Origin of the sequence: Sporosarcina ureae (assembly GCF_002109325.1) — a bacterium.
Lineage (GTDB): Bacteria > Bacillota > Bacilli > Bacillales_A > Planococcaceae > Sporosarcina > Sporosarcina ureae_C.
Genome location: NZ_CP015348.1, coordinates 2,101,692 through 2,120,402, shown reverse-complemented (window position 1 = coordinate 2,120,402; position 18,711 = coordinate 2,101,692). Strand labels below are relative to the sequence as shown.

Annotated in this window: 16 protein-coding genes and 1 pseudogene; 9 read left to right on the top strand and 8 right to left on the bottom strand. The window is 41.9% G+C overall.

Going from position 1 to position 18,711, the window contains the following annotated elements; all coding sequences use genetic code 11:
• Positions 1-85: 85 nt before the first annotated feature.
• A complete protein-coding gene (locus tag SporoP32a_RS10525) occupies positions 86-1,303 on the bottom strand; it encodes an acyl-CoA dehydrogenase family protein (protein WP_232319512.1) in 1,218 nt (405 codons plus the stop codon).
• A 428-nt stretch (positions 1,304-1,731) separates the two neighbouring features.
• Between SporoP32a_RS10525 and SporoP32a_RS10520 the strand changes: the two genes are divergently transcribed.
• Positions 1,732-2,355: a hypothetical protein gene (locus tag SporoP32a_RS10520; RefSeq protein WP_085427836.1), complete on the top strand. Its 624-nt coding sequence runs from the start codon at positions 1,732-1,734 to the stop codon at positions 2,353-2,355.
• A gap of 29 nt (positions 2,356-2,384) precedes the next feature.
• On the opposite strand, the gene SporoP32a_RS10515 is transcribed toward SporoP32a_RS10520, so the two are convergent.
• Positions 2,385-2,822, bottom strand: a complete 438-nt coding sequence (locus tag SporoP32a_RS10515; RefSeq protein ID WP_085427835.1) for a GatB/YqeY domain-containing protein — start codon at positions 2,820-2,822, stop codon at positions 2,385-2,387.
• A gap of 268 nt (positions 2,823-3,090) precedes the next feature.
• On the opposite strand from SporoP32a_RS10515, the gene SporoP32a_RS10510 reads away from it, so the two are divergent.
• The gene (locus tag SporoP32a_RS10510; protein ID WP_085427834.1) at positions 3,091-5,283 is read left to right on the top strand and encodes a DNA topoisomerase III; all 2,193 of its coding nucleotides are present in this window, start codon (positions 3,091-3,093) and stop codon (positions 5,281-5,283) included.
• 440 nt (positions 5,284-5,723) lie between these two features.
• On the opposite strand, the gene proS is transcribed toward SporoP32a_RS10510, so the two are convergent.
• The 4 genes from proS to SporoP32a_RS10490 all read right to left on the bottom strand — a co-directional run bounded on the left by proS (position 5,724) and on the right by SporoP32a_RS10490 (position 10,857).
• Positions 5,724-7,160, bottom strand: coding sequence for a proline--tRNA ligase (proS, locus tag SporoP32a_RS10505; RefSeq protein ID WP_085427833.1), 1,437 nt, complete (start codon positions 7,158-7,160; stop codon positions 5,724-5,726).
• 159 nt (positions 7,161-7,319) lie between these two features.
• Positions 7,320-8,609, bottom strand: coding sequence for a cation:dicarboxylate symporter family transporter (locus SporoP32a_RS10500; protein WP_085427832.1), 1,290 nt, complete (start codon positions 8,607-8,609; stop codon positions 7,320-7,322).
• A gap of 98 nt (positions 8,610-8,707) precedes the next feature.
• A complete protein-coding gene (locus SporoP32a_RS10495; protein ID WP_085427831.1) occupies positions 8,708-9,583 on the bottom strand; it encodes a response regulator in 876 nt (291 codons plus the stop codon).
• Positions 9,580-10,857, bottom strand: coding sequence for a sensor histidine kinase (locus SporoP32a_RS10490; protein WP_085427830.1), 1,278 nt, complete (start codon positions 10,855-10,857; stop codon positions 9,580-9,582). The genes SporoP32a_RS10495 and SporoP32a_RS10490 overlap by 4 nt, the downstream gene beginning before the upstream one ends.
• 135 nt (positions 10,858-10,992) lie before the next feature.
• On the opposite strand from SporoP32a_RS10490, the gene SporoP32a_RS10485 reads away from it, so the two are divergent.
• On the top strand, positions 10,993-11,643 hold the full coding sequence (locus tag SporoP32a_RS10485) for an SDR family oxidoreductase (protein ID WP_085427829.1): 651 nt from the start codon (positions 10,993-10,995) through the stop codon (positions 11,641-11,643).
• Positions 11,644-11,767: 124 nt separating this feature from the next.
• Here the strand turns inward: SporoP32a_RS10485 and SporoP32a_RS10480 are convergent.
• Positions 11,768-12,187: pseudogene (locus SporoP32a_RS10480) on the bottom strand (cupin domain-containing protein); the annotation flags it as partial.
• On the bottom strand, positions 12,187-13,092 hold the full coding sequence (locus SporoP32a_RS10475) for a DMT family transporter (protein ID WP_085429048.1): 906 nt from the start codon (positions 13,090-13,092) through the stop codon (positions 12,187-12,189). The pseudogene SporoP32a_RS10480 and the gene SporoP32a_RS10475, both read right to left, overlap by 1 nt.
• A gap of 133 nt (positions 13,093-13,225) precedes the next feature.
• On the opposite strand from SporoP32a_RS10475, the gene SporoP32a_RS10470 reads away from it, so the two are divergent.
• The 6 genes from SporoP32a_RS10470 to yedF all read left to right on the top strand — a co-directional run bounded on the left by SporoP32a_RS10470 (position 13,226) and on the right by yedF (position 18,706).
• Positions 13,226-13,651: a hypothetical protein gene (locus SporoP32a_RS10470; RefSeq protein WP_085427827.1), complete on the top strand. Its 426-nt coding sequence runs from the start codon at positions 13,226-13,228 to the stop codon at positions 13,649-13,651.
• 146 nt (positions 13,652-13,797) lie between these two features.
• The gene (locus SporoP32a_RS10465) at positions 13,798-14,640 is read left to right on the top strand and encodes a YitT family protein (RefSeq protein WP_085427826.1); all 843 of its coding nucleotides are present in this window, start codon (positions 13,798-13,800) and stop codon (positions 14,638-14,640) included.
• Between the two features lie 274 nt (positions 14,641-14,914).
• Positions 14,915-16,447: an AbgT family transporter gene (locus SporoP32a_RS10460; RefSeq protein WP_085427825.1), complete on the top strand. Its 1,533-nt coding sequence runs from the start codon at positions 14,915-14,917 to the stop codon at positions 16,445-16,447.
• A gap of 118 nt (positions 16,448-16,565) precedes the next feature.
• Positions 16,566-17,135, top strand: a complete 570-nt coding sequence (locus SporoP32a_RS10455) for a nitroreductase family protein (protein ID WP_085427824.1) — start codon at positions 16,566-16,568, stop codon at positions 17,133-17,135.
• Positions 17,136-17,268: 133 nt separating this feature from the next.
• Complete coding sequence (yedE, locus tag SporoP32a_RS10450; RefSeq protein WP_085427823.1) at positions 17,269-18,477, top strand: selenium metabolism membrane protein YedE/FdhT; 1,209 nt, start codon at positions 17,269-17,271, stop codon at positions 18,475-18,477.
• Complete coding sequence (gene yedF, locus SporoP32a_RS10445; RefSeq protein ID WP_085429047.1) at positions 18,467-18,706, top strand: sulfurtransferase-like selenium metabolism protein YedF; 240 nt, start codon at positions 18,467-18,469, stop codon at positions 18,704-18,706. The genes yedE and yedF overlap by 11 nt, the downstream gene beginning before the upstream one ends.
• Positions 18,707-18,711 lie beyond the last annotated feature (5 nt).

Genomic DNA, 18,711 nt, shown 5'->3' with positions numbered 1-18,711 from the left:
ACCTACTTGCCTTTCACTTCTACGCCTAAATAAAAAACAGTCACCAGCAGATAAAAATCTACGGTGACTGTTTTTTTTGATTTAATTAATCCATCCAAGGAACTTCTATCATTGTACGACCGATCCATTCGCGCAGCACTTCGTTTGTTGGTCCCATGATTGCACCAGCACGCCCGTCACGCACGAACTTTTCCACTTGGCCTGTCATATAACCGCGGCCACCTGACACTTGCAACGCCATATTGGTAACATCAATTACCATGTCTGCCGCATGCGTCTTCAACTGCCATAACGGGTACAAACACTCGGATAACTCTTTGCCTTCCGTATTGCAACGATCTAGCGCTTCTGCTGTACGATACAACATACTACGTGCGCTATCTACTTTAATCTGCGCCTTCGCCAACTCATGACGAATCACTTGATAATCTGTAACAGATGATCCTGTATCTGCGTGGACTCTGCGTTTAGCACCGTCTGTAGCCATATTCAAAGCGCCTTGTGCAATACCAACCCAACAAGCTGCTGAACCTAGTAAGAAAAGAGGGTCGATTGTGTTATCGTTGAAATAACCCATGCCACCTTCGCCACCAATACGGTTTTCAAGAGCTACTTGCACATCTTTAAAGTTCATCGGACCACTTGCGTTTCCGCGTAATCCCATTGCATCGAACGGGAATGCTTCAACTCCCGGCTGATCATTTTCGACCAATAAAAACATTAAATTATCCGGATTATCCGTTTCAGGAGATGTCGTTGCAACTAAATAAAAGTCTGCTTCTCCACCACTTGTGACGAATGACTTTTCAGCGTCCAGCAAGTAACCATTTTCATTTCGTATCGCTTTACTACCGATATTCCAGAAGTGACCCCCTGTCGCTCGTTCACTAAACGCTAGGCCACCGATTTGTCCTTCACGCAAGCGTGGTAATAGACGCTGACGCTGTTCTTCTGTTCCCGCTTCATAGATCGTATGTGCTGTAGTCATATGCATAACCCAGCACATCGTCGTAGATGGGCAATAATGCGCAAAGCTTTCGGAAAGTACTGCAAATGCTGTGAATCCGTCTTTCAGACCACCCGCTTCAACCGGGATGGTAACAGCCGAATAACCAGACTTCGCAACTTCACGTAAACTTTCACGTGGATAACTTCTCTCTTGATCAGAAATAAGTGCACGCGGCAGCAATTCTTTCTTGCCTAACGCATGTGCAGCTTTTTGTAATTCTTCATGCCCTTCTGGACAAGTCCACCATTCAGGAATTTGCATAATTCCATCTTGTTGTTTTTGTTTTTCCATCATAGCACTTTTTAACAAAATTACCACTCCATTTTATCATTTACCTACTTTTCTATTAGCAAGCAAGCAGGCTGTTCTCTTTCAACATTATCATGTTTTATTAAATAGTAAAGATTGGTCTATAAAATAAATATCTTTTTTATTTTAAATTATAATAAAACATCTAATAAATCCATTCAATTCATCCTTTGAATTTGTGGCGTTTTCTCAAAATTAAAATGGATAAAACCTTGGAAACACTATATTACATATGATGTAACAGTCATTTCAATTCCATAATATCCATCCGAACTTTTATGTCTTTTATATTCAAGTATTACTTATTCGATAAATTTGGACACATTTATATTAAAAGCTATAAAAACACGTAACTATTACGGGCAGTACGGTAAAATGCTATAATGAATTATATAGAGAAGGAGGCCTAGGCGATGAAAAAATGGACAAGTATAATGATTTTAAGCTGCCTATTAGTTCTCAGTGCATGTGCTGCAACCGACACGAATAAATTGACGATACCTGAACTTACAGATCGTGAAAAACAAATACTTGAAACAGCAACAAACACAGCGTTTGTGTTCGATTACACAGCAGATCAGACGTATACGGACGTTTCTCTTTGGGTGGAAAAGTACGAAAAAGGAAAATTAGTGGCTGAGCCTATAAGCGAGTTAAAAACTCCTTTGCCTGGCGAATCTACGAAAGGTAGTATCATCATGACAGTCACACAAACACTCGAACAGGAACTATTATTCTCCGCGAGTGTAAGTGATGCAAAAGGTTCCGCAAGTGTCAGTAATCAGGAAGAGTTGGAAGAGTTAAAGGACATGGCGTCACTGTTCAACACAAATCCGCAAGAAGGATTGCCACTTTCAGATAACATGTTGTTGGCAGGTCTCATTTATACTTCCACGACGGCAGGATCACCGACTAGTGCATTGTCCAGTGATTTCTACGAACAAAAAGATGATTACTTGGATGAATTAAAAGAATACGATGTAGTATATATATTACGCGCTTCATTTACAAACGCGAAAAAGCCGGTCGACAAGTAACTTATGTCAACCGGCTCTTTATCCATAATTCAGTTTTGCAAATACTCTTTCACGGCCTGCGATACGGTCTTTCCTTCCGCACGTCCCGCCACTTCCTTCATTACAACACCAATTGTCTGACCCATTGACGCTTCTTTTGAAATACCTAATGAAGCAATTAACTCTTTTACTTCTTCCACATTCATCTGTTTCGGCAAATAAGATTCCACAATTGCAATTTTCGCTTTTTCTGCTTCCACGATATCTTCACGATTAGCTTTTAGACCTTCATCAAGCGATTGTTTTGTTTGCTTAAGCTCACGCTGAACGATTTTGATTTCTTCTTCTTTCGTCAGTTCGCGCTTTAATTCAATCGATTCATTTTGTAGACCTGCGCGCAGTAAATTAATGACACCTTTCTTCATTGTGTCTTTTTCCTTCATTGCAGTTCGGATATCGGCCATTAAACGATCTTTTAATTCTGACATGGAAATCCCTCGTTTCTATAGTAGTATGCCTAGTATACAAAAAAAGTATGTGCTCAGTCGCGTTTTTTAACTTATAAGAGAATCGGGATTGAAATAAGTCTATCATTCTCCTCATTGATTCCCGACGATCAAATATAGCTTAATTGACGAAACTCAAGTACTAGTTTACACTTTTTACTACTAGCTCCTTCAGATAGCATAAGGTTTTCCAATACCTTATTCGCTTGGAGGAGCTCTTCGATATGTATATAAAAAAGGAGTTTATCATATGAAAAAAAGTGTAGTACTGGCGGAAAAGCCATCTGTTGCACGGGATATTGCCCGTGTGCTGAACTGCAATAAAAAAGGGAACGGCTATTTGGAAGGCGATAAATATATCGTGACATGGGCACTCGGACACTTAGTGACGCTCGCTGATCCTGAAAACTACGATACAAAGTATAAAACATGGAAACTTGATGATCTACCTATGATGCCCGAGGATTTAAAACTGACGGTCATCAAACAAACGAGCCGACAATACAATGCCGTGAAGTCGCAGCTTGTACGCCCTGACGTTTCTGATATTATTATTGGAACAGATGCAGGACGCGAAGGAGAACTCGTTGCACGCTGGATTATCGAAAAGGCAAAGGTCAATAAACCAGTAAAACGTCTATGGATTTCCTCCGTCACGGACAAAGCAATTAAAGACGGTTTCGCCAACTTAAAACCTGGCAAAGACTACGAAAATCTATTCGAAGCAGCCGTCGCACGCTCTGAAGCTGACTGGTACATCGGGCTGAACGCTACGCGTGCCCTGACTACAAAATTCAATGCACAACTCAACTGCGGTCGCGTCCAGACGCCTGTCGTCGCAATCATCGCGCAGCGCGAAGATGAAATTAATACGTTCCGTCCAAAAACATTCTACGGTATTGAGGCTCAATCCGATTCTAACTTGAAATTGACATGGGCAGATTCCAAAACGGGTGATACGCGTTCATTCGATCGGGATAAACTGTCGGCTATCGTCAAAAAAGCGGACGGCAAAGCTGCAATTATTGAAAATGTCGAAAAGAAAGCCAAAAAAACATTCTCCCCAGGCCTTTACGATCTGACGGAATTACAGCGAGATGCCAATAAAATGTTTGGCTACTCAGCAAAAGACACATTGAATATCATGCAAAAATTATATGAGCAACATAAAATACTGACCTATCCACGAACGGATTCTCGTTTCCTCTCAAGCGATCTCGTTGCAACGCTTCCTGAACGCTTGAAGACCGTCGGCATAGGAGAATACCGGTCACTTGCAAACAAGATATTAAAGAAGCCGATCAAAGTGAACAAATCATTTGTTGATGACAGCAAAGTATCTGATCACCACGCAATTATTCCGACTGAAGAAATCGTCTTGCGAGACAAACTATCGGACCGTGAACGAAAAATCTATGACTTAGTCGTCAAACGATTCCTGGCTGTCTTATTCCCTGCGCATGAATACGAACAGCTGACAGTTCATGCAAAAATAGCAGACGAGAAATTCACAGCGCGCGGAAAAACCATTCTAGTCGCGGGTTGGAAAGAAGTCTATGACAACCAATTTGATGAAGATGAAATCGAACAAGATGCAAAAGAGCAATTGCTTCCTAAACTAACAGCAGGTGATAAGCTCGACATCAAACTTATTAAAGAAACATCCGGTCAAACAAAGCCTCCCGCTCGTTTCAATGAGGCAACTCTTTTATCCGCCATGGAAAATCCGACGAAATATATGGGCACACAGGATAAGAAACTCGCAGACACATTGAAATCTACAGGCGGACTCGGAACGGTCGCAACACGTGCGGACATTATCGAGAAATTATTCAACTCTTTCCTAATTGAAAAGCGTGGTAAAGATATTCACGTAACCAATAAAGGGAAACAATTACTCGAATTAGTACCAGATGAACTAAAATCTCCTTTACTAACGGCTGAATGGGAACTAAAACTAGAGAAAATTGCCAAAGGTCAGCTGAAAAAGAAAGCTTTCATCAATGAGATGAAAGGCTATACGAAAGAGATTGTATCGGAGATTAAAGCTAGTGAAGCGAAGTTCAAGCATGATAATATCTCAACAAAATCATGTCCTGACTGTGGCAAGCCGATGCTAGAAGTAAACGGCAAACACGGCAAAATGCTTGTCTGTCAAGATCGTGAGTGCGGCCATCGTAAAAACGTCTCACGCGTCACGAACGCACGCTGTCCACAGTGTAAGAAGAAGATGGAGCTTCGTGGTGAAGGCGATGGCCAGATCTTCACATGCAAATGCGGCTACCGCGAAAAGCTCTCGGTATTCAAAGAACGGCGTGAGAAAGCATCAAAAGGCAAAGTAAACAAGCGCGATGTGCAGAAGTATTTGAAGAAGAACGACGAAGACGAGCCGATAAACAATCCATTCGCAGATGCGTTGAAAGGGTTAAAGTTGGACGACTAACATCAAAAAAGGCTGACATTTGTGTTGGGGTGGTGATTTGCGCTACGGAAGGGACGCTTTCCTAGAGGGCTCGCGGTGAGCCAACCAGTCGCGGTGCTCCCTTGGTTGTCTCGCCTGTCGAGCTGATCCTCTGGGAGTCGCCCTTCCTACGCTCCAATCCCTTGCAGTGCGAGTGGGTAACACTTTTTGTTGTGCTTTAAAGTTAAGATTGTGATCGATCTTAAACTTCTATAATTGAACTTAAATAAATCCAAAACACAGTCATAATCCACACTCTATCGGCAATAAGTGTTCTCAGTCCCTACATTATAAAAGTAGGATGGGAGTGGAATCTTCCATCCCATCGCACTCACAAAGTCATCTCTTACAGCATTCCAACTAAACATCACTGAAAAAAGCTGTCCCACGAAAACTTCGTGGGACAGCTTTTGATTTCTCTATTAGTAAGAACGTGCAAACCAAACGGTATGCTTCGACTCATTTCCACAATTAATACAAGTGGACTTCTCTGCTGGTGGATCGAACGGAATATTACGTGTCGTAAACTTCGTCTCATCTTTCACATGCTCTTCACATGCATCATCGCCACACCAACCTGCAAGAATCCAACCAGGGATCTCTTCGTTAGTTGCACTATCTTCAATATGCTTCTTTAACTCATCGAGCGTATCGATGTTCGTATGAGAATTCTCATCACGGAACGTACGCGCATTTTCAAGCAAACGCTTTTGCATCGTCTGTAGTTCTTGCTCAATGCTCGCGACAGCTTCAGCCAGACTAACAGCCACTTTCTCGCCACCGTCACGCGCTTTCATTAATGCTTGATCATTTTCAAGATCACGTGGTCCAAGTTCTAGACGTACCGGAACACCTTTTAATTCATACTCGTTAAACTTAAAGCCTGGAGATTGGTCTGAATCATCAAGACGTACACGAATACCTTTAGACTTCAATTCAGCGTAGATTTCATCCAGCTTTTCCATGATTGCCGGATTCTTCTTCCAAGGACCAACTGGGATCAGCACAACTTGCGTCGGTGCAACGCGTGGAGGCAATACAAGACCTTGCTCGTCACCATGGACCATGATAACAGAGCCGATCAAGCGTGTTGACGTACCCCAAGATGTTGTATGCACGAACTGGTGCTTGTTTTCTTTAGTTAAGTATTTGATATCAAATGCTTCTGCAAATTTTGTGCCGAGATAATGTGAAGTTCCGGCTTGTACTGCCTTACCATCTTTCATCATCGCTTCAATCGAGAATGTATCAATTGCACCCGCAAAACGCTCAGATGGTGTTTTCTGACCATCATATACCGGAATCGCAAGTAATTCTTCAACAACTTCTTTGTAGATTTCCAGCATTTGCATCGTTTCATGACGCGCTTCTTCTTCATCTACGTGTGCAGTATGTCCTTCTTGCCACAAGAATTCAGACGTACGAATGAATGGTAGCGTCTTTTTCTCCCAGCGGAATACGTTTGCCCACTGGTTGATCAGTACAGGAAGGTCACGATAGCTTTTAATCCAGTCAGAATACAAATGACCAATCATCGTTTCAGACGTTGGACGTAGCGCCAAACGTTCTTCCAATTTCTCGCCCGCGGCTTCTGTTACCCATGGCAATTCTGGAGAAAATCCTTCGATATGATCTTTTTCTTTTTCGAAAAATGACTCTGGAATTAGCATAGGGAAATAAGCGTTACGGTGACCCGTCTCTTTAAAACGACGATTCATTTCATCCTGAATATGCTCCCAGATTTCATAGCCGTCCGGTTTAAACGCGATACATCCACGCACTGGTGTATAATCCATTAAATCCGCTTTCTGGATTGTATCGATATACCATTTCGTAAAATCATTTTGCTGATTGCTCATTACTTCATTTCCTCCTTAGTAAAAACCGCACTCTTGTTATTCCATACTGTTAATCATATAACAAATCAAGCATTCCTACAATTGAATGCCGTCACAATGCCTGCCCGACATCATAAACTCCACAAAAAAACTGTCCTCACTCACGAGGACAGCCTTCCATTAAACTAACTTCTCTTCTGCAAAGACAAATTGTGGTTCGCGTTCTACCTTCTCAGTATCCTCACCAAAGCGACCTTCCCACTTCGACATTACTACTGTTGCAAGTGCGTTTCCGACTACGTTTACTACTGTACGTGCCATATCTAGCAAACGGTCGATACCCGCGATGAACGCCAATCCTTCAAGCGGAATGCCCACTGTTCCGAGCGTTGCAAGTAACACGACGAATGAAACACCAGGGACGCCCGCAATTCCTTTAGACGTAATCATCAGAACTAACACCAATGTAATTTGTTCCGTAATGCTTAACTGGATTCCATACATTTGTGCAATAAACATTGCCGCCAATGCCTGATAAAGTGTAGATCCGTCTAGATTAAACGAATAGCCAGTCGGTACTACGAAAGATACGATGTCTTTTGGACAACCGAACTTTTGCATTTTCTCCATTACTTTCGGTAACACTGTTTCTGAACTGGATGTAGAAAATGCTAGAATTAACTCATCCTTTAGGATTTTCATTAAGTGGAAGATGTTCACGCCGACCATCTTCGCGATCCCGCCTAACACGACGATGATGAAGAATATCATCGTTGCATATACAAGAACCATTAATTTACCCATCGGAATGAGTGATTCCAAACCGAATTTAGATACCGTTACACCAATTAACGCGAATACGCCGAACGGTGCAAACTTCATGATCATATTCGTTACCCAGAACATTGCGTCTGCGACCCCTTGGAAAACATCCAGCACCGGTTTGCCGCGCTCCCCGATTGCCGCTACACCTAATCCGAATAACACAGAGAAGAAAATGATTGGCAACATATCGCCATTTGCCATCGAGTCTACAATATTACTTGGTACGATGCCGACTAGCACATCCATGAAGCCACCATTTTGAACTTCTTCTGTCGTTTCTACATATTGCGAGATGTCACCTTTTTCAAGAGAAGACATATCGATGCCTTCACCTGGCTTGAAAATATTTGCTGACATAAGACCCACAATAATCGCAATCGTTGTTACAATTTCAAAATATAAAAGCGTTTTACCGCCAAGTTTACCTAATTTCTTAATATCACCAGTACCTGCTACGCCGATTACTAGCGTGGAAATAATAATAGGTACCACAATCATTTTAATCATATTGATGAACATCGTGCCGATTGGCTGTAAGTATCTCTCTACATTAGGATTACCATAGAAGATTGCACCGACTGCAATACCTAAAACCAATCCAATTAATATTTGGTAAGCCAAAGACAATTTAAATATCTTTTTCATCGATAATCCCCCTTAGATGTTCTCTGAAAACGCTTTCCTTCAGTAACTTATTCATATCTTACGGGGGCCCTACAAAATTCTACAACATCCTACAAAAACTATTTTCGTCCTTCTATTGTTTCCATATATAACACATGCAGAAACTTCTTACTGTTCACTTTAACTGGCCTGACTTCAAAGTTTTCTTCTTGAATCTGTTTCATTCTCAGACTAATCTCTTGGAAATCAAAGAAGCGTGGGGCATAGTATTCGAATTCATCGATTGTATAATCTACCGCGCCAAGTGATGCTAAATGTTCCATCGCCGTAAGGATGGAACGTCGGATTCTTTGCTCCATCGCCTTACTTTCTTTGGAGATGTCTCCATCTGGCACACCCAACTTTGTCAACGCAGCTTCATATAGTTCCTTTAGAGGCGGTAATTGAATAGCTCGCTGCTCGTTCAAGACTTCCATGATGGCTACGATGTCGCGACTCGCGCTATCACTGAAGATTCCCATATCATGTAGCTTCTTTAGAACAACATCTTTCACTGATTGCTGTGCTGTAGGTTGTTCAACAGAACCGAATTGTGCCAGCGATTCCCGAATCGTTAATAAGGAGTTTTTCAGACGTAACTGTTCCGCTGTACGTCGCACGATGCTTTGCACTTCTATTTGATTGATTGGCTTATGTATGAAGAATTCGACACCAACTTCATAGGCTTCGCCAACCATTTCTTTGTTCACTACTTGGCTCAGCATAATAAATTGTCCACTATAGCCTTGTGTTTTCAACTGTTGAATTGTTTCGATCCCGTCAAGTTCAGGCATCAATAAATCGATCAATACGACGTCTGGTACCAAGGATAGAATTTGAGGAATGGCTTTCACGCCACTTTCCGCCTCACCAATCACAATTCCTTCTTGCTCTGCCAAAATATTTTTCAGCATCACACGGCTTGCTTTGTCGTCATCTACGATAAAATATCTCATGCTTCTATCTCCTCCATAATGGATTTCATAGGGATTTCCACTAGTACATTCAGTCCTTGATCGAGACGCTTTACCACAATTGCACCTTGCATTTTTTCGATAATTGCACAGACATGCGATAATCCGATACCTGTTGCTGCTGTTCCTTGATCTGTAAATTTCGTTGTATACCCTGGTTCAAATATGATGTCTTCATGTTCAAAAGGAATTCCTTTTCCTGTGTCACATACACTAAAGCGCACCCACTCTTCATCGGTTTCGACAGTAATGAGTACTTGACCTTTTTCATCTATGGCCTCTACAGCATTCGCTGTCAAATTATTCAATATAGCTAGCATAGGGACATGTTGGCTTGTTTGAAGGTCCCCATCAATTACTGTTTCCAACGTGCATTTCTTACCGATCATTTCACTGTACTTTTCATTCGCAGTGACAACCATATCGAGTAAATCAGACAGGTAAAACACTTCTACTTGTTGCCGTGTTGTCCACTTTGATAACCCTGCCAAAATTCGCTGAGAATCCTTTTTCACTTCATGGATCTCCTGCGCAATGTGTAACGCTTGGGTGCTAAGTTCGGGTTGATTCTCTTTTTTGAGCTTGCGATATAAATCATGACTCGATGCAGTGATTTGTTCTATATGGTTCATGGACTTTTGTAAATACAATGCTTCCGCATATAACTCCGAACCTACCCCAAGCATCTCCTCTACACGCTGCTTCTCTTTTGATATTGCCACTGAACTATATAATCCCACCGTGAAGAAACTTCGCAATAATGCGACCCCCACTAGAATCCCCCACTCCTTACCAGTAAGCAGTGAACTATGTAACCACCAGTTACGCAGTGCATGCTCTGATGTGTTGCTCACTACTTCAAATACGAAAGCTAAGGCACCTAGTCGAAGTGGTAAAGATTTATACTTTTCAAGACCGACAAAATGCCAGCCTACCGCCACGATAAAGTAAAACAAAAAGACAGGTACATGCATTTGTAAACTCTCAAGCAAATCAGCACCAAGCCATAGTTCCTTCATCACACGAAATATTACTACCGTAACTGCTGTAACAAATCCCGTGCGCAAAATAGAGACAGGTGGATAAATAAGTATTAATAAAAAGAATACTATACCGCCCAGCGCAAAACGGAACATCTCGTCGTCAAACGGCATCACTTTCAACTCGCCGGTCAGAGCTGTCAAGATTGCAATAAAGGCAATTCTAGCCGCTTCCGATTGATATATTTGGCGCCACATTAATTTTACATTCATCATTCTGCTCCTAATAAATAAGTAATCGTACACGTATTATAGCAACCAGAAAAACATTGTACAGTTTTGGACTTGGATATTACGGGTACTGTAAGAAGGTACATTTATTATATTTATATATCGAAAGGATGAAAATACATGAAAGTTTTAGTTGTAGGTGCAAACGGTCAGATCGGAAAACAGTTAGTTTCATTGATTCAAGACAGCGATACACTGAAAGCAAAAGCCATGATCCGTAAGCAAGAGCAAGCAGAACATTTTGAGAAAATCGGTGCGGAAACCGTGCTTGTAGATCTTGAAGGCGAAGTGGACAATATCGTAAAAGCAGCAGACGGTGTAGATGCGATCGTCTTCACAGCAGGTTCTGGTCCAAAAACAGGACCAGATAAAACTATGATGATCGACCTTGACGGCGCTATTAAAACTATACAAGCAGCGCAGAAAGCCGATGTAAAACGCTTCATCATGATTAGTTCATATGACACAACACGTAAAGCGATCCAGGAAGCACCGGAATCATTTGCTCCGTACGTTGTCGCAAAACACTATGCAGATGAATGGTTACGCTCGACTGACCTTGACTATACAATGATTCATCCAGGCGCTTTAACAAACGACAAGGGAACAGGCAAAGTAAAAGCCGCAACTACTGTCGAGCCTAAAGAAGTACCACGTGATGATATCGCAGAAGTTATCCTCGCTTGTCTAGAAAACGACTCCACAATAGGCAAGGAGTTTCAGGTAATCGGTGGGTCCACACCAATTACAGAGGCAATTGAAAAACTATAATTTCAGTAATTTAAAAATAGTTAAAATAAAACGATCAGAAGCATAATCCTTCTGATCGTTTTTACGTAAGTTTTTTAATGATCTCTTCGTATTCAGGAAACTTCTTCAATAAATCATGCCGCTAAAACAACTCAAAATCTGCAAAATCAAACCCTGGCGATACTATACAACTAACTAGCGCAAACGTATTAGGCTCTTTCACCGATGAACCAAAGATTGTATCTATCGGCACGATAAATTGTGGCATTTCCCCTTTGTGTAGATCAAGACCCACTGATACCTCTTCATACAGCCATTGAGGCGTAATCATATGTACCGCTAATGAGCTGCCCCCATGAAAATACCAGATTTCACACGACTGCAGGCGATGAAAATGAGATACATCTTCTGAACGAAGAAGAAAATAAATACTCGTATACATAGGTCGCTCACCTTGCGCACAATTCGCATTTAGATCCGACCGATACGTCGATCTATAAAACCCTCCTTCAGGATGAGGTTCCAACTGTAAATATTCAATCCATTCTTCTGCGTTCATATCCATCACTCCTCGTTTTCTGTATGTAGCAGTATAACAGGTTCGTTCTTACTATAATTAACGAAACAGATACTGAGAACGACGAGCAACAAGCCAACCCATAGCGTATGTGTCATCGCTTCACCGACAAATACGGTGCTGATGAACACTGAAATGACTGGAACTAAAAAGGTAAACACTGCTATCTTACTTGCCTCTCCAGCACGAATGAGAGAGTAATAAATGATGTAAGCTACTGGGATTCCCATCGTCGCACCAAATCCGAGGCCGAATAGATACATCGATTCCCACTCAATCGCAGACCAACTCTCTGTCAGGGAACCAAGTACAAGCAGGACTACGCCACCTATAGTAAATTGCATCGCGACCATCCAATATGCATCGACTTCCTCACTGACTTTCTTGACATACACAACGCCCAGTGCCCAAAAGAATGCCGTCAGCACGCCCAATACCACGCCTAGTATGGAAAGCTGGGCTGTAAAATGTTCTGCGCTAACTACTATAATGCCGATGAACCCAATCAATAATCCTGTTACCTTAATTGGTGTCATAGTCTCACCCAACCACATCCACGCAAATAAACCAAGAAGAACCGGCTGAAAATATACGAGTACCGAGAATAACCCCCCTGGTAAATAGTGTAGGCCTATCGTATGCAAACCAAAGAATAGGACGGTGTTGAACAAAGCTGAAATACTGTACTTTCGCCAATGCTGACGCCATTGTAATCTGTCACGTAGCTTGAACATCAGTAATATGATCAGACTACCGCCAAGCAGAGCACGCATTCCTGAGAATAATAACGGCGGAGCATAAACGATTGATAGTTTATAAATGGGCCAACTTACACCCCAAATCACAACTAATACTATCAGCGCGAAAGTTGATTTTGTAAATAGCTTGTTCACTCCCCCATCCTTTCTATTTACGTTTACCCGATTGTTATAGTCTATTCCCACAAACTTTTTATGACTCCAATTGAAGACAAAGGTTTTCTTTTGCGCAAAAGTTCCTTATGATTACTAATGGAGGCGATTTTACTTGAAAAAACTATTTATGCTGATGATAACTGCTGCTTTTCTCGCGGCTTGTAGTAATGACGAACCGAAAGAAGCGGTTGAATCTACCGAACCAACCGAAGAAACAGCACCGACAGAACAGACAAGTGACGGTGTAGAAGAAGGTCTTAAAGAAGATACAGTCGAACGAGAGTATGCCGCGTTCGCTAACGATGAAGTACCTGTCAATTCCAAAGTAAAGTTTCTTGGAAAGGTAACAGCAGTTGATGAAGAAGAAGTTTATTCTGTAGAAAGCGATGCAGATGAAACTATATACGTGAAAGATATCCGACTAGGAGATCGCACGGATATTCTGGAAGGTTTCGACGTTTCCGTTTACGGAACGTATGACGGCAAAGATGATGAGGGTGTACCTGTTATTAAAGGAATTTTCATTGATGCTGACTGACCACTAAGAGTATCAACCCGTGTTTGGTAATTTACAAGTTTTAATAGGTTGAACGATAGGTATAGTACCTTTACAGTTGAAAATCTATAAAAGTACAAAAGTGGCATACTATAGTATGTCGCTTTTTTCGAAAGAAGGGTGATTGAATGCAACGAAGACTACTGGATTACGCCGCTTTGATTGTAGGATCATTCATCTTCGCAATTGGAATTAACTATTTTGCGATTCCGAATATGCTATCTGAAGGTGGCGTCATCGGGATTACGATCATTACATACTATTTATTTGAATGGTCACCTGGCGTTGTCAGTTTCATACTTAACTTGGTGCTCGTTGCGATTGGGTATAGGTTCTTCAGCAAACGAACAATTATTTATACTGTCATCACAATCATTTTCATGTCTATTTTCCTTGAACTGACAAAGAACTGGGGAGAACAGTTGGGCCATGATACTTTACTTGCTGCTTTATTCGCTGGTTTATTTGTAGGTGGCGGCCTTGGGTTGATTTTCCGTGTCGGTGGAACTTCTGGAGGTGGCACTACAGTTGCCCGCATGCTTCAGCAGTGGCTAGGTTGGAGTGTAGGAAAAGCGGTCCTAGTTATCGACATTACTGTCATTTTATTGTCTGCTTTTGTTATTGGTAAAGAAAAGGCAATGTTCACACTTGTAGCGGTATATGTAGGGGCAAAAGTAATTGATAAGATCGTAGACGGTGCAGATGATCGAAAAGCTGTAATGATTATTTCAAAACACCAGGAAGACATTCGCAAGGAATTGCTCACTACGATGGGTAGAGGGGTCACCATTCTTGAAGGTCGTGGCGGTTATACGCTTGAGAAACAAGCAATTTTATACATTATCATTAACCAAGGGGAAATCGTACAGCTACGACGGATTTTGGAGAGTGTGGACGAGGATGCTTACGTTACAATCAATAATGTACAAGAGATTTTCAAACGTGGTTTTAAAGAGAGACGTCCAAAGTAAGTTGTAGACCTAACGATAACGATTCAAATATTTCGAGTTCTAACGTAAACCAAAAGGGTTCACAATACCTTTCTACCCATCTAATTATAGGTGGGTTTTTTCTCGTTTTTTTATTATTCACCCTTCTCCCAAGACTCGCAACAATCTTCCAATTTAATTATTTCAATAAAGCATTTAACTAAATGCAATTCTCTTATATACTTGACTTTGTCTGAAAAATTAATACTTTTTCGTGATAGTTAGAATAGCATTCTTTAAGCGAAAGGAGATCATCATGAATACGCAGAAAAAAGGATTTTTCCAGAAGTTTTTGGATATGATCGAAAAGACCGGCAACCGCTTGCCGCATCCGGTTACATTGTTTGCCCTTTTGGCTTTACTAGTAATCGTCATCTCCGCAATCGTTTCGTACTTCGGTGTTAGCGCAGAGCATCCAGGTAAAGAAGGCGAAATGATTGAAGTACATAATCTCCTTAGCAGTGAGGGTATACACTATATCATTACGAATATGACCGATAACTTCATCGGTTTTGCTCCACTTGGTGTCGTATTGATTACGATGCTTGGTATCGGGGTTGCAGAAGGATCGGGCTTGATCAGTGCATTGCTTCGCGGCTTTGTCATGTCCGTACCAAAACGTTTAATCACCCTCGGACTAGTGTTTGCAGGGGTAATGTCTAGTGTTGCTTCTGACGCAGGATACGTTGTTTTGCCGCCACTAGGTGCTGTATTGTTCGCGGCGCTTGGAAGACACCCCCTTGCAGGTCTAGCCGCAGCATTTGCCGGAGTTTCGGGTGGGTTCAGTGCAAACTTACTTCTTTCCGGTACCGATGCATTGCTTGGTGAATTAACCATTATGTCTGCAGCGATCATCAATCCCGAGTACGCAGAAGGTATGAACATTGCCATGAACTATTACTTCATCGCATTTTCCGTTATCGTTCTGACATTCGTCGGTGCGTGGGTTACGGAAAAGATTGTGGAGCCACGTCTTGGTGAATATACTGGTGAATTCCGTGAGAAAGTTGAAAAACTAACTCGTCTAGAAAAGAAAGGTTTGATTTTGGCTGGTGTTTCTGTTGTAGTGGCAGGAATACTCGTTGCACTTCTTGTCGCTTTCCCAGGTGCTCCATTGCGTGGGGATGAAGCGGATATGCCAATCATCAAATCGCCGTTCATGAAATCGCTTGTGCCGATCATCGCGTTCATGTTCTTCGTACCGGGTCTCGTCTACGGTAAAGTAACGAAAGAAATTCGCAATGATAAAGATGTCGCAGCTATGATGTCTACGACGATGGCTGCTATGGGTATGTTCATTGTTCTGTCGTTTACAGCGAGTCAGTTCGTTGCATTCTTCTCTGAGTCGAATATGGGCTTGGTATTAGGAGTCTACGGCGCAAACTTCCTTGACAGTATTAATTTAAAAGGAATACCCCTATTACTGATGTTCATCGTCATTGCGGCGTTCATCAACTTATTTATCGGCAGTGCATCCGCGAAGTGGGCCATGATGGCGCCAGTCTTCGTACCGATTATGATGCAACTTGGTTATTCTCCTGAATTGACGCAAATGGCGTATCGTGTGGCGGATTCTTCAACGAATATCATTTCACCGCTCATGACGTATTTTGCGATCATCATCGCGTTTGCGCAAAAGTATGATAAGAAAATGGGTATCGGTACGCTCGTTTCCGTTATGTTCCCTTATTCCATGTTCTTCTTGCTGTTCTGGAGTCTCACGTTGATCGTATGGATGTTACTAGGAATAGATCTTGGACCTGGTTCCCCTATTTATTACTTGAAATAAGATGACCATTACCCCGTAAGAGCTTACTTTGCTCTTGCGGGGTTTTTTATGGTAGTATAGTAGATGATAATGATTTTCATTTAGCGGGATTTTATCTATTGAAAAGGAGTTTTCAATTATGAGCTATGAAGCAAAGAATGACGTAGAAAAGTCGATCATGGGTAGACGCTCGATCAAGAAGTTTAGTGCTGACCCAGTCGATATAGACGAGATCATCGAATTACTGAATGTAGCTAAATGGGCACCCAATCATAAACTGACAGAACCTTGGCGATTCCAATTATATGCGGATGAAGGCAAAGAGAAATTTATAGAAGCATTCCTAACTTCTCAGAAGAGAGATGGAGAAGTGACAGATAAAGCAAAAAACAAAGCGGCCTACTTCCGCACTATACCATTGCATTTAGTTGTCATCATGCCCGAAGATTCACGTAAAAAGCGTTGGGATGAAGATTACGCTGCGGTTTCTGCAATGATACAGAACTTCCAGTTAGCAGCATGGGAACGTGGTATCGGCATGATCTGGCGTACGAACGACTGGACGCATGATCCTGTATTTAAGGACGCAATTGATGTGAAATCAGATGAGAAAATTGTTGGAACCTTGATGATTGGTTACCCAAAACATGTGCCTCGACCTGAAGAGCGCGCGGATATCCGCAAGGTCTTGAAAGTTATCGATAAATAAAAAATACGATTACCACTTCACTTTATAGAAGCTGGTAATCGTATTTTTTATTTGATACTAGTATATTATTACTTGATTTCTGTACAATTAGGAATACACTAGAAAAAGAACTTTTATAAGGGGCAACGATCCAATGAAAAAAATGATTCAACCTATTTTCCAACGCTATTGGAACCCTTATCTCGTCTTATTGATAGCTGGTATTCTTAGTGCAGTATATTTCGGCTTAACTTCGACCGTTTGGGCAGTAACTGGTGAATTTACAAGACTGGGAGGCGACCTCTTATTATTATTTGGAGTCGATATCTCAGGCTGGCAATATTTCGACATGGTACATCTGCAGGGAGCGACATGGAACCGACCAGATGGCTGGATTGTCTGGGGAATGTTCGCGGGCGCACTCATTATGGTGTTGCTTAGCAATAGTTTCAAAATCCGATTGCCGCAGCAGAAACGTCGTTATGTACAAGGATTAGTTGGTGGAATTATTGCAGGATTCGGTGCACGCTTGGCACTCGGCTGTAATCTAGCTGCATTCTTTACAGGCGTTCCTCAATTCTCTTTTCACTCATGGATCTTCATAATGGCAACAGGCATCGGTACTTTCTTCGGAGCCAAACTGACGAAAACACGCTGGTGGAAAGGCAAGCCTTCCTTGATTCGCGGGAACGCAAAGCCGACACAACTTAAAAAGCGGGTAATCCAACCGTATGTCGGTGGAACAATCGCAGTCCTCTACATCGGACTCACTATATACTTCTTTGCATCCGGACAAAAACTGCTTGGCCTTGGTGCGCTTTTCGGCCTGGCCTTTGGTATTTTGATTGAACGGGGACAAATTTGTTTCACTTCTGCATTCCGCGATTTATTTCTCGTCGGACGTAGCATTATGGCAAAAGCAATTATTATAGGTATGGCCGTCAGTTCCATTTTGACGATCATTGTCATTTCCATCTATGACTTAACGCCAATTACACAAATTGCAGCACTTAGCACATTTGTCGGTGGCATATTATTCGGACTTGGCATTGTCATGGCGTCAGGCTGTGAAACCGGTATGATGTATCGCTTGATGGAAGGACAGTTACTGTTCTTGCCAGTATTTGCGGGCAATATTATCGGGGCAACATTCCTTGCCTATGCTTGGGATCACCTTGGTGTCTATAATGTATTGGTCAAGAGCGGTGCAAAAATCAATTTACTCGATACATTAGGCCCAATTGGCGCAATTTCTGTTACGCTGCTCATGCTTGGTGGACTCTATGCATTAACGGTGTATGGAGAAAAACGCTACCATCGTAAGTTAACAATAAAGAGAGGAATGAATGTACATGCAAACTGAATTAGAAGCGGACTTTACACTCGACTTGCGTGGCGAGTCGTGTCCCTATCCTGTAATTTACACTTTAGAAACACTTGACGGTATGAATAACGGCGAGTTACTACAAGTCATCACTGATTGCCCTGGCTCTTTCCGCAACGTACCGGAAGAAGCGATCGCTCACGGTTATAAATTTGCGCAGGATCCTGTAAAGAATGGACAGGAATACTTGTTTCATATTTACGCATGAGAAAA

Coding starts and splice junctions, on each gene's coding strand:
- SporoP32a_RS10465 (WP_085427826.1), top strand. CDS start 13,798: ATGCAACGAAGACTACTGGATTACGCCGCTTTGATTGTAGGATCATTC.
- SporoP32a_RS10455 (WP_085427824.1), top strand. CDS start 16,566: ATGAGCTATGAAGCAAAGAATGACGTAGAAAAGTCGATCATGGGTAGA.
- SporoP32a_RS10495 (WP_085427831.1), bottom strand. CDS start 9,583: ATGAGATATTTTATCGTAGATGACGACAAAGCAAGCCGTGTGATGCTG.
- yedE (WP_085427823.1), top strand. CDS start 17,269: ATGAAAAAAATGATTCAACCTATTTTCCAACGCTATTGGAACCCTTAT.
- SporoP32a_RS10515 (WP_085427835.1), bottom strand. CDS start 2,822: ATGTCAGAATTAAAAGATCGTTTAATGGCCGATATCCGAACTGCAATG.
- SporoP32a_RS10460 (WP_085427825.1), top strand. CDS start 14,915: ATGAATACGCAGAAAAAAGGATTTTTCCAGAAGTTTTTGGATATGATC.
- SporoP32a_RS10510 (WP_085427834.1), top strand. CDS start 3,091: ATGAAAAAAAGTGTAGTACTGGCGGAAAAGCCATCTGTTGCACGGGAT.
- SporoP32a_RS10500 (WP_085427832.1), bottom strand. CDS start 8,609: ATGAAAAAGATATTTAAATTGTCTTTGGCTTACCAAATATTAATTGGA.
- yedF (WP_085429047.1), top strand. CDS start 18,467: ATGCAAACTGAATTAGAAGCGGACTTTACACTCGACTTGCGTGGCGAG.
- SporoP32a_RS10490 (WP_085427830.1), bottom strand. CDS start 10,857: ATGATGAATGTAAAATTAATGTGGCGCCAAATATATCAATCGGAAGCG.
- SporoP32a_RS10520 (WP_085427836.1), top strand. CDS start 1,732: ATGAAAAAATGGACAAGTATAATGATTTTAAGCTGCCTATTAGTTCTC.
- SporoP32a_RS10525 (WP_232319512.1), bottom strand. CDS start 1,303: ATGATGGAAAAACAAAAACAACAAGATGGAATTATGCAAATTCCTGAA.
- proS (WP_085427833.1), bottom strand. CDS start 7,160: ATGAGCAATCAGCAAAATGATTTTACGAAATGGTATATCGATACAATC.
- SporoP32a_RS10485 (WP_085427829.1), top strand. CDS start 10,993: ATGAAAGTTTTAGTTGTAGGTGCAAACGGTCAGATCGGAAAACAGTTA.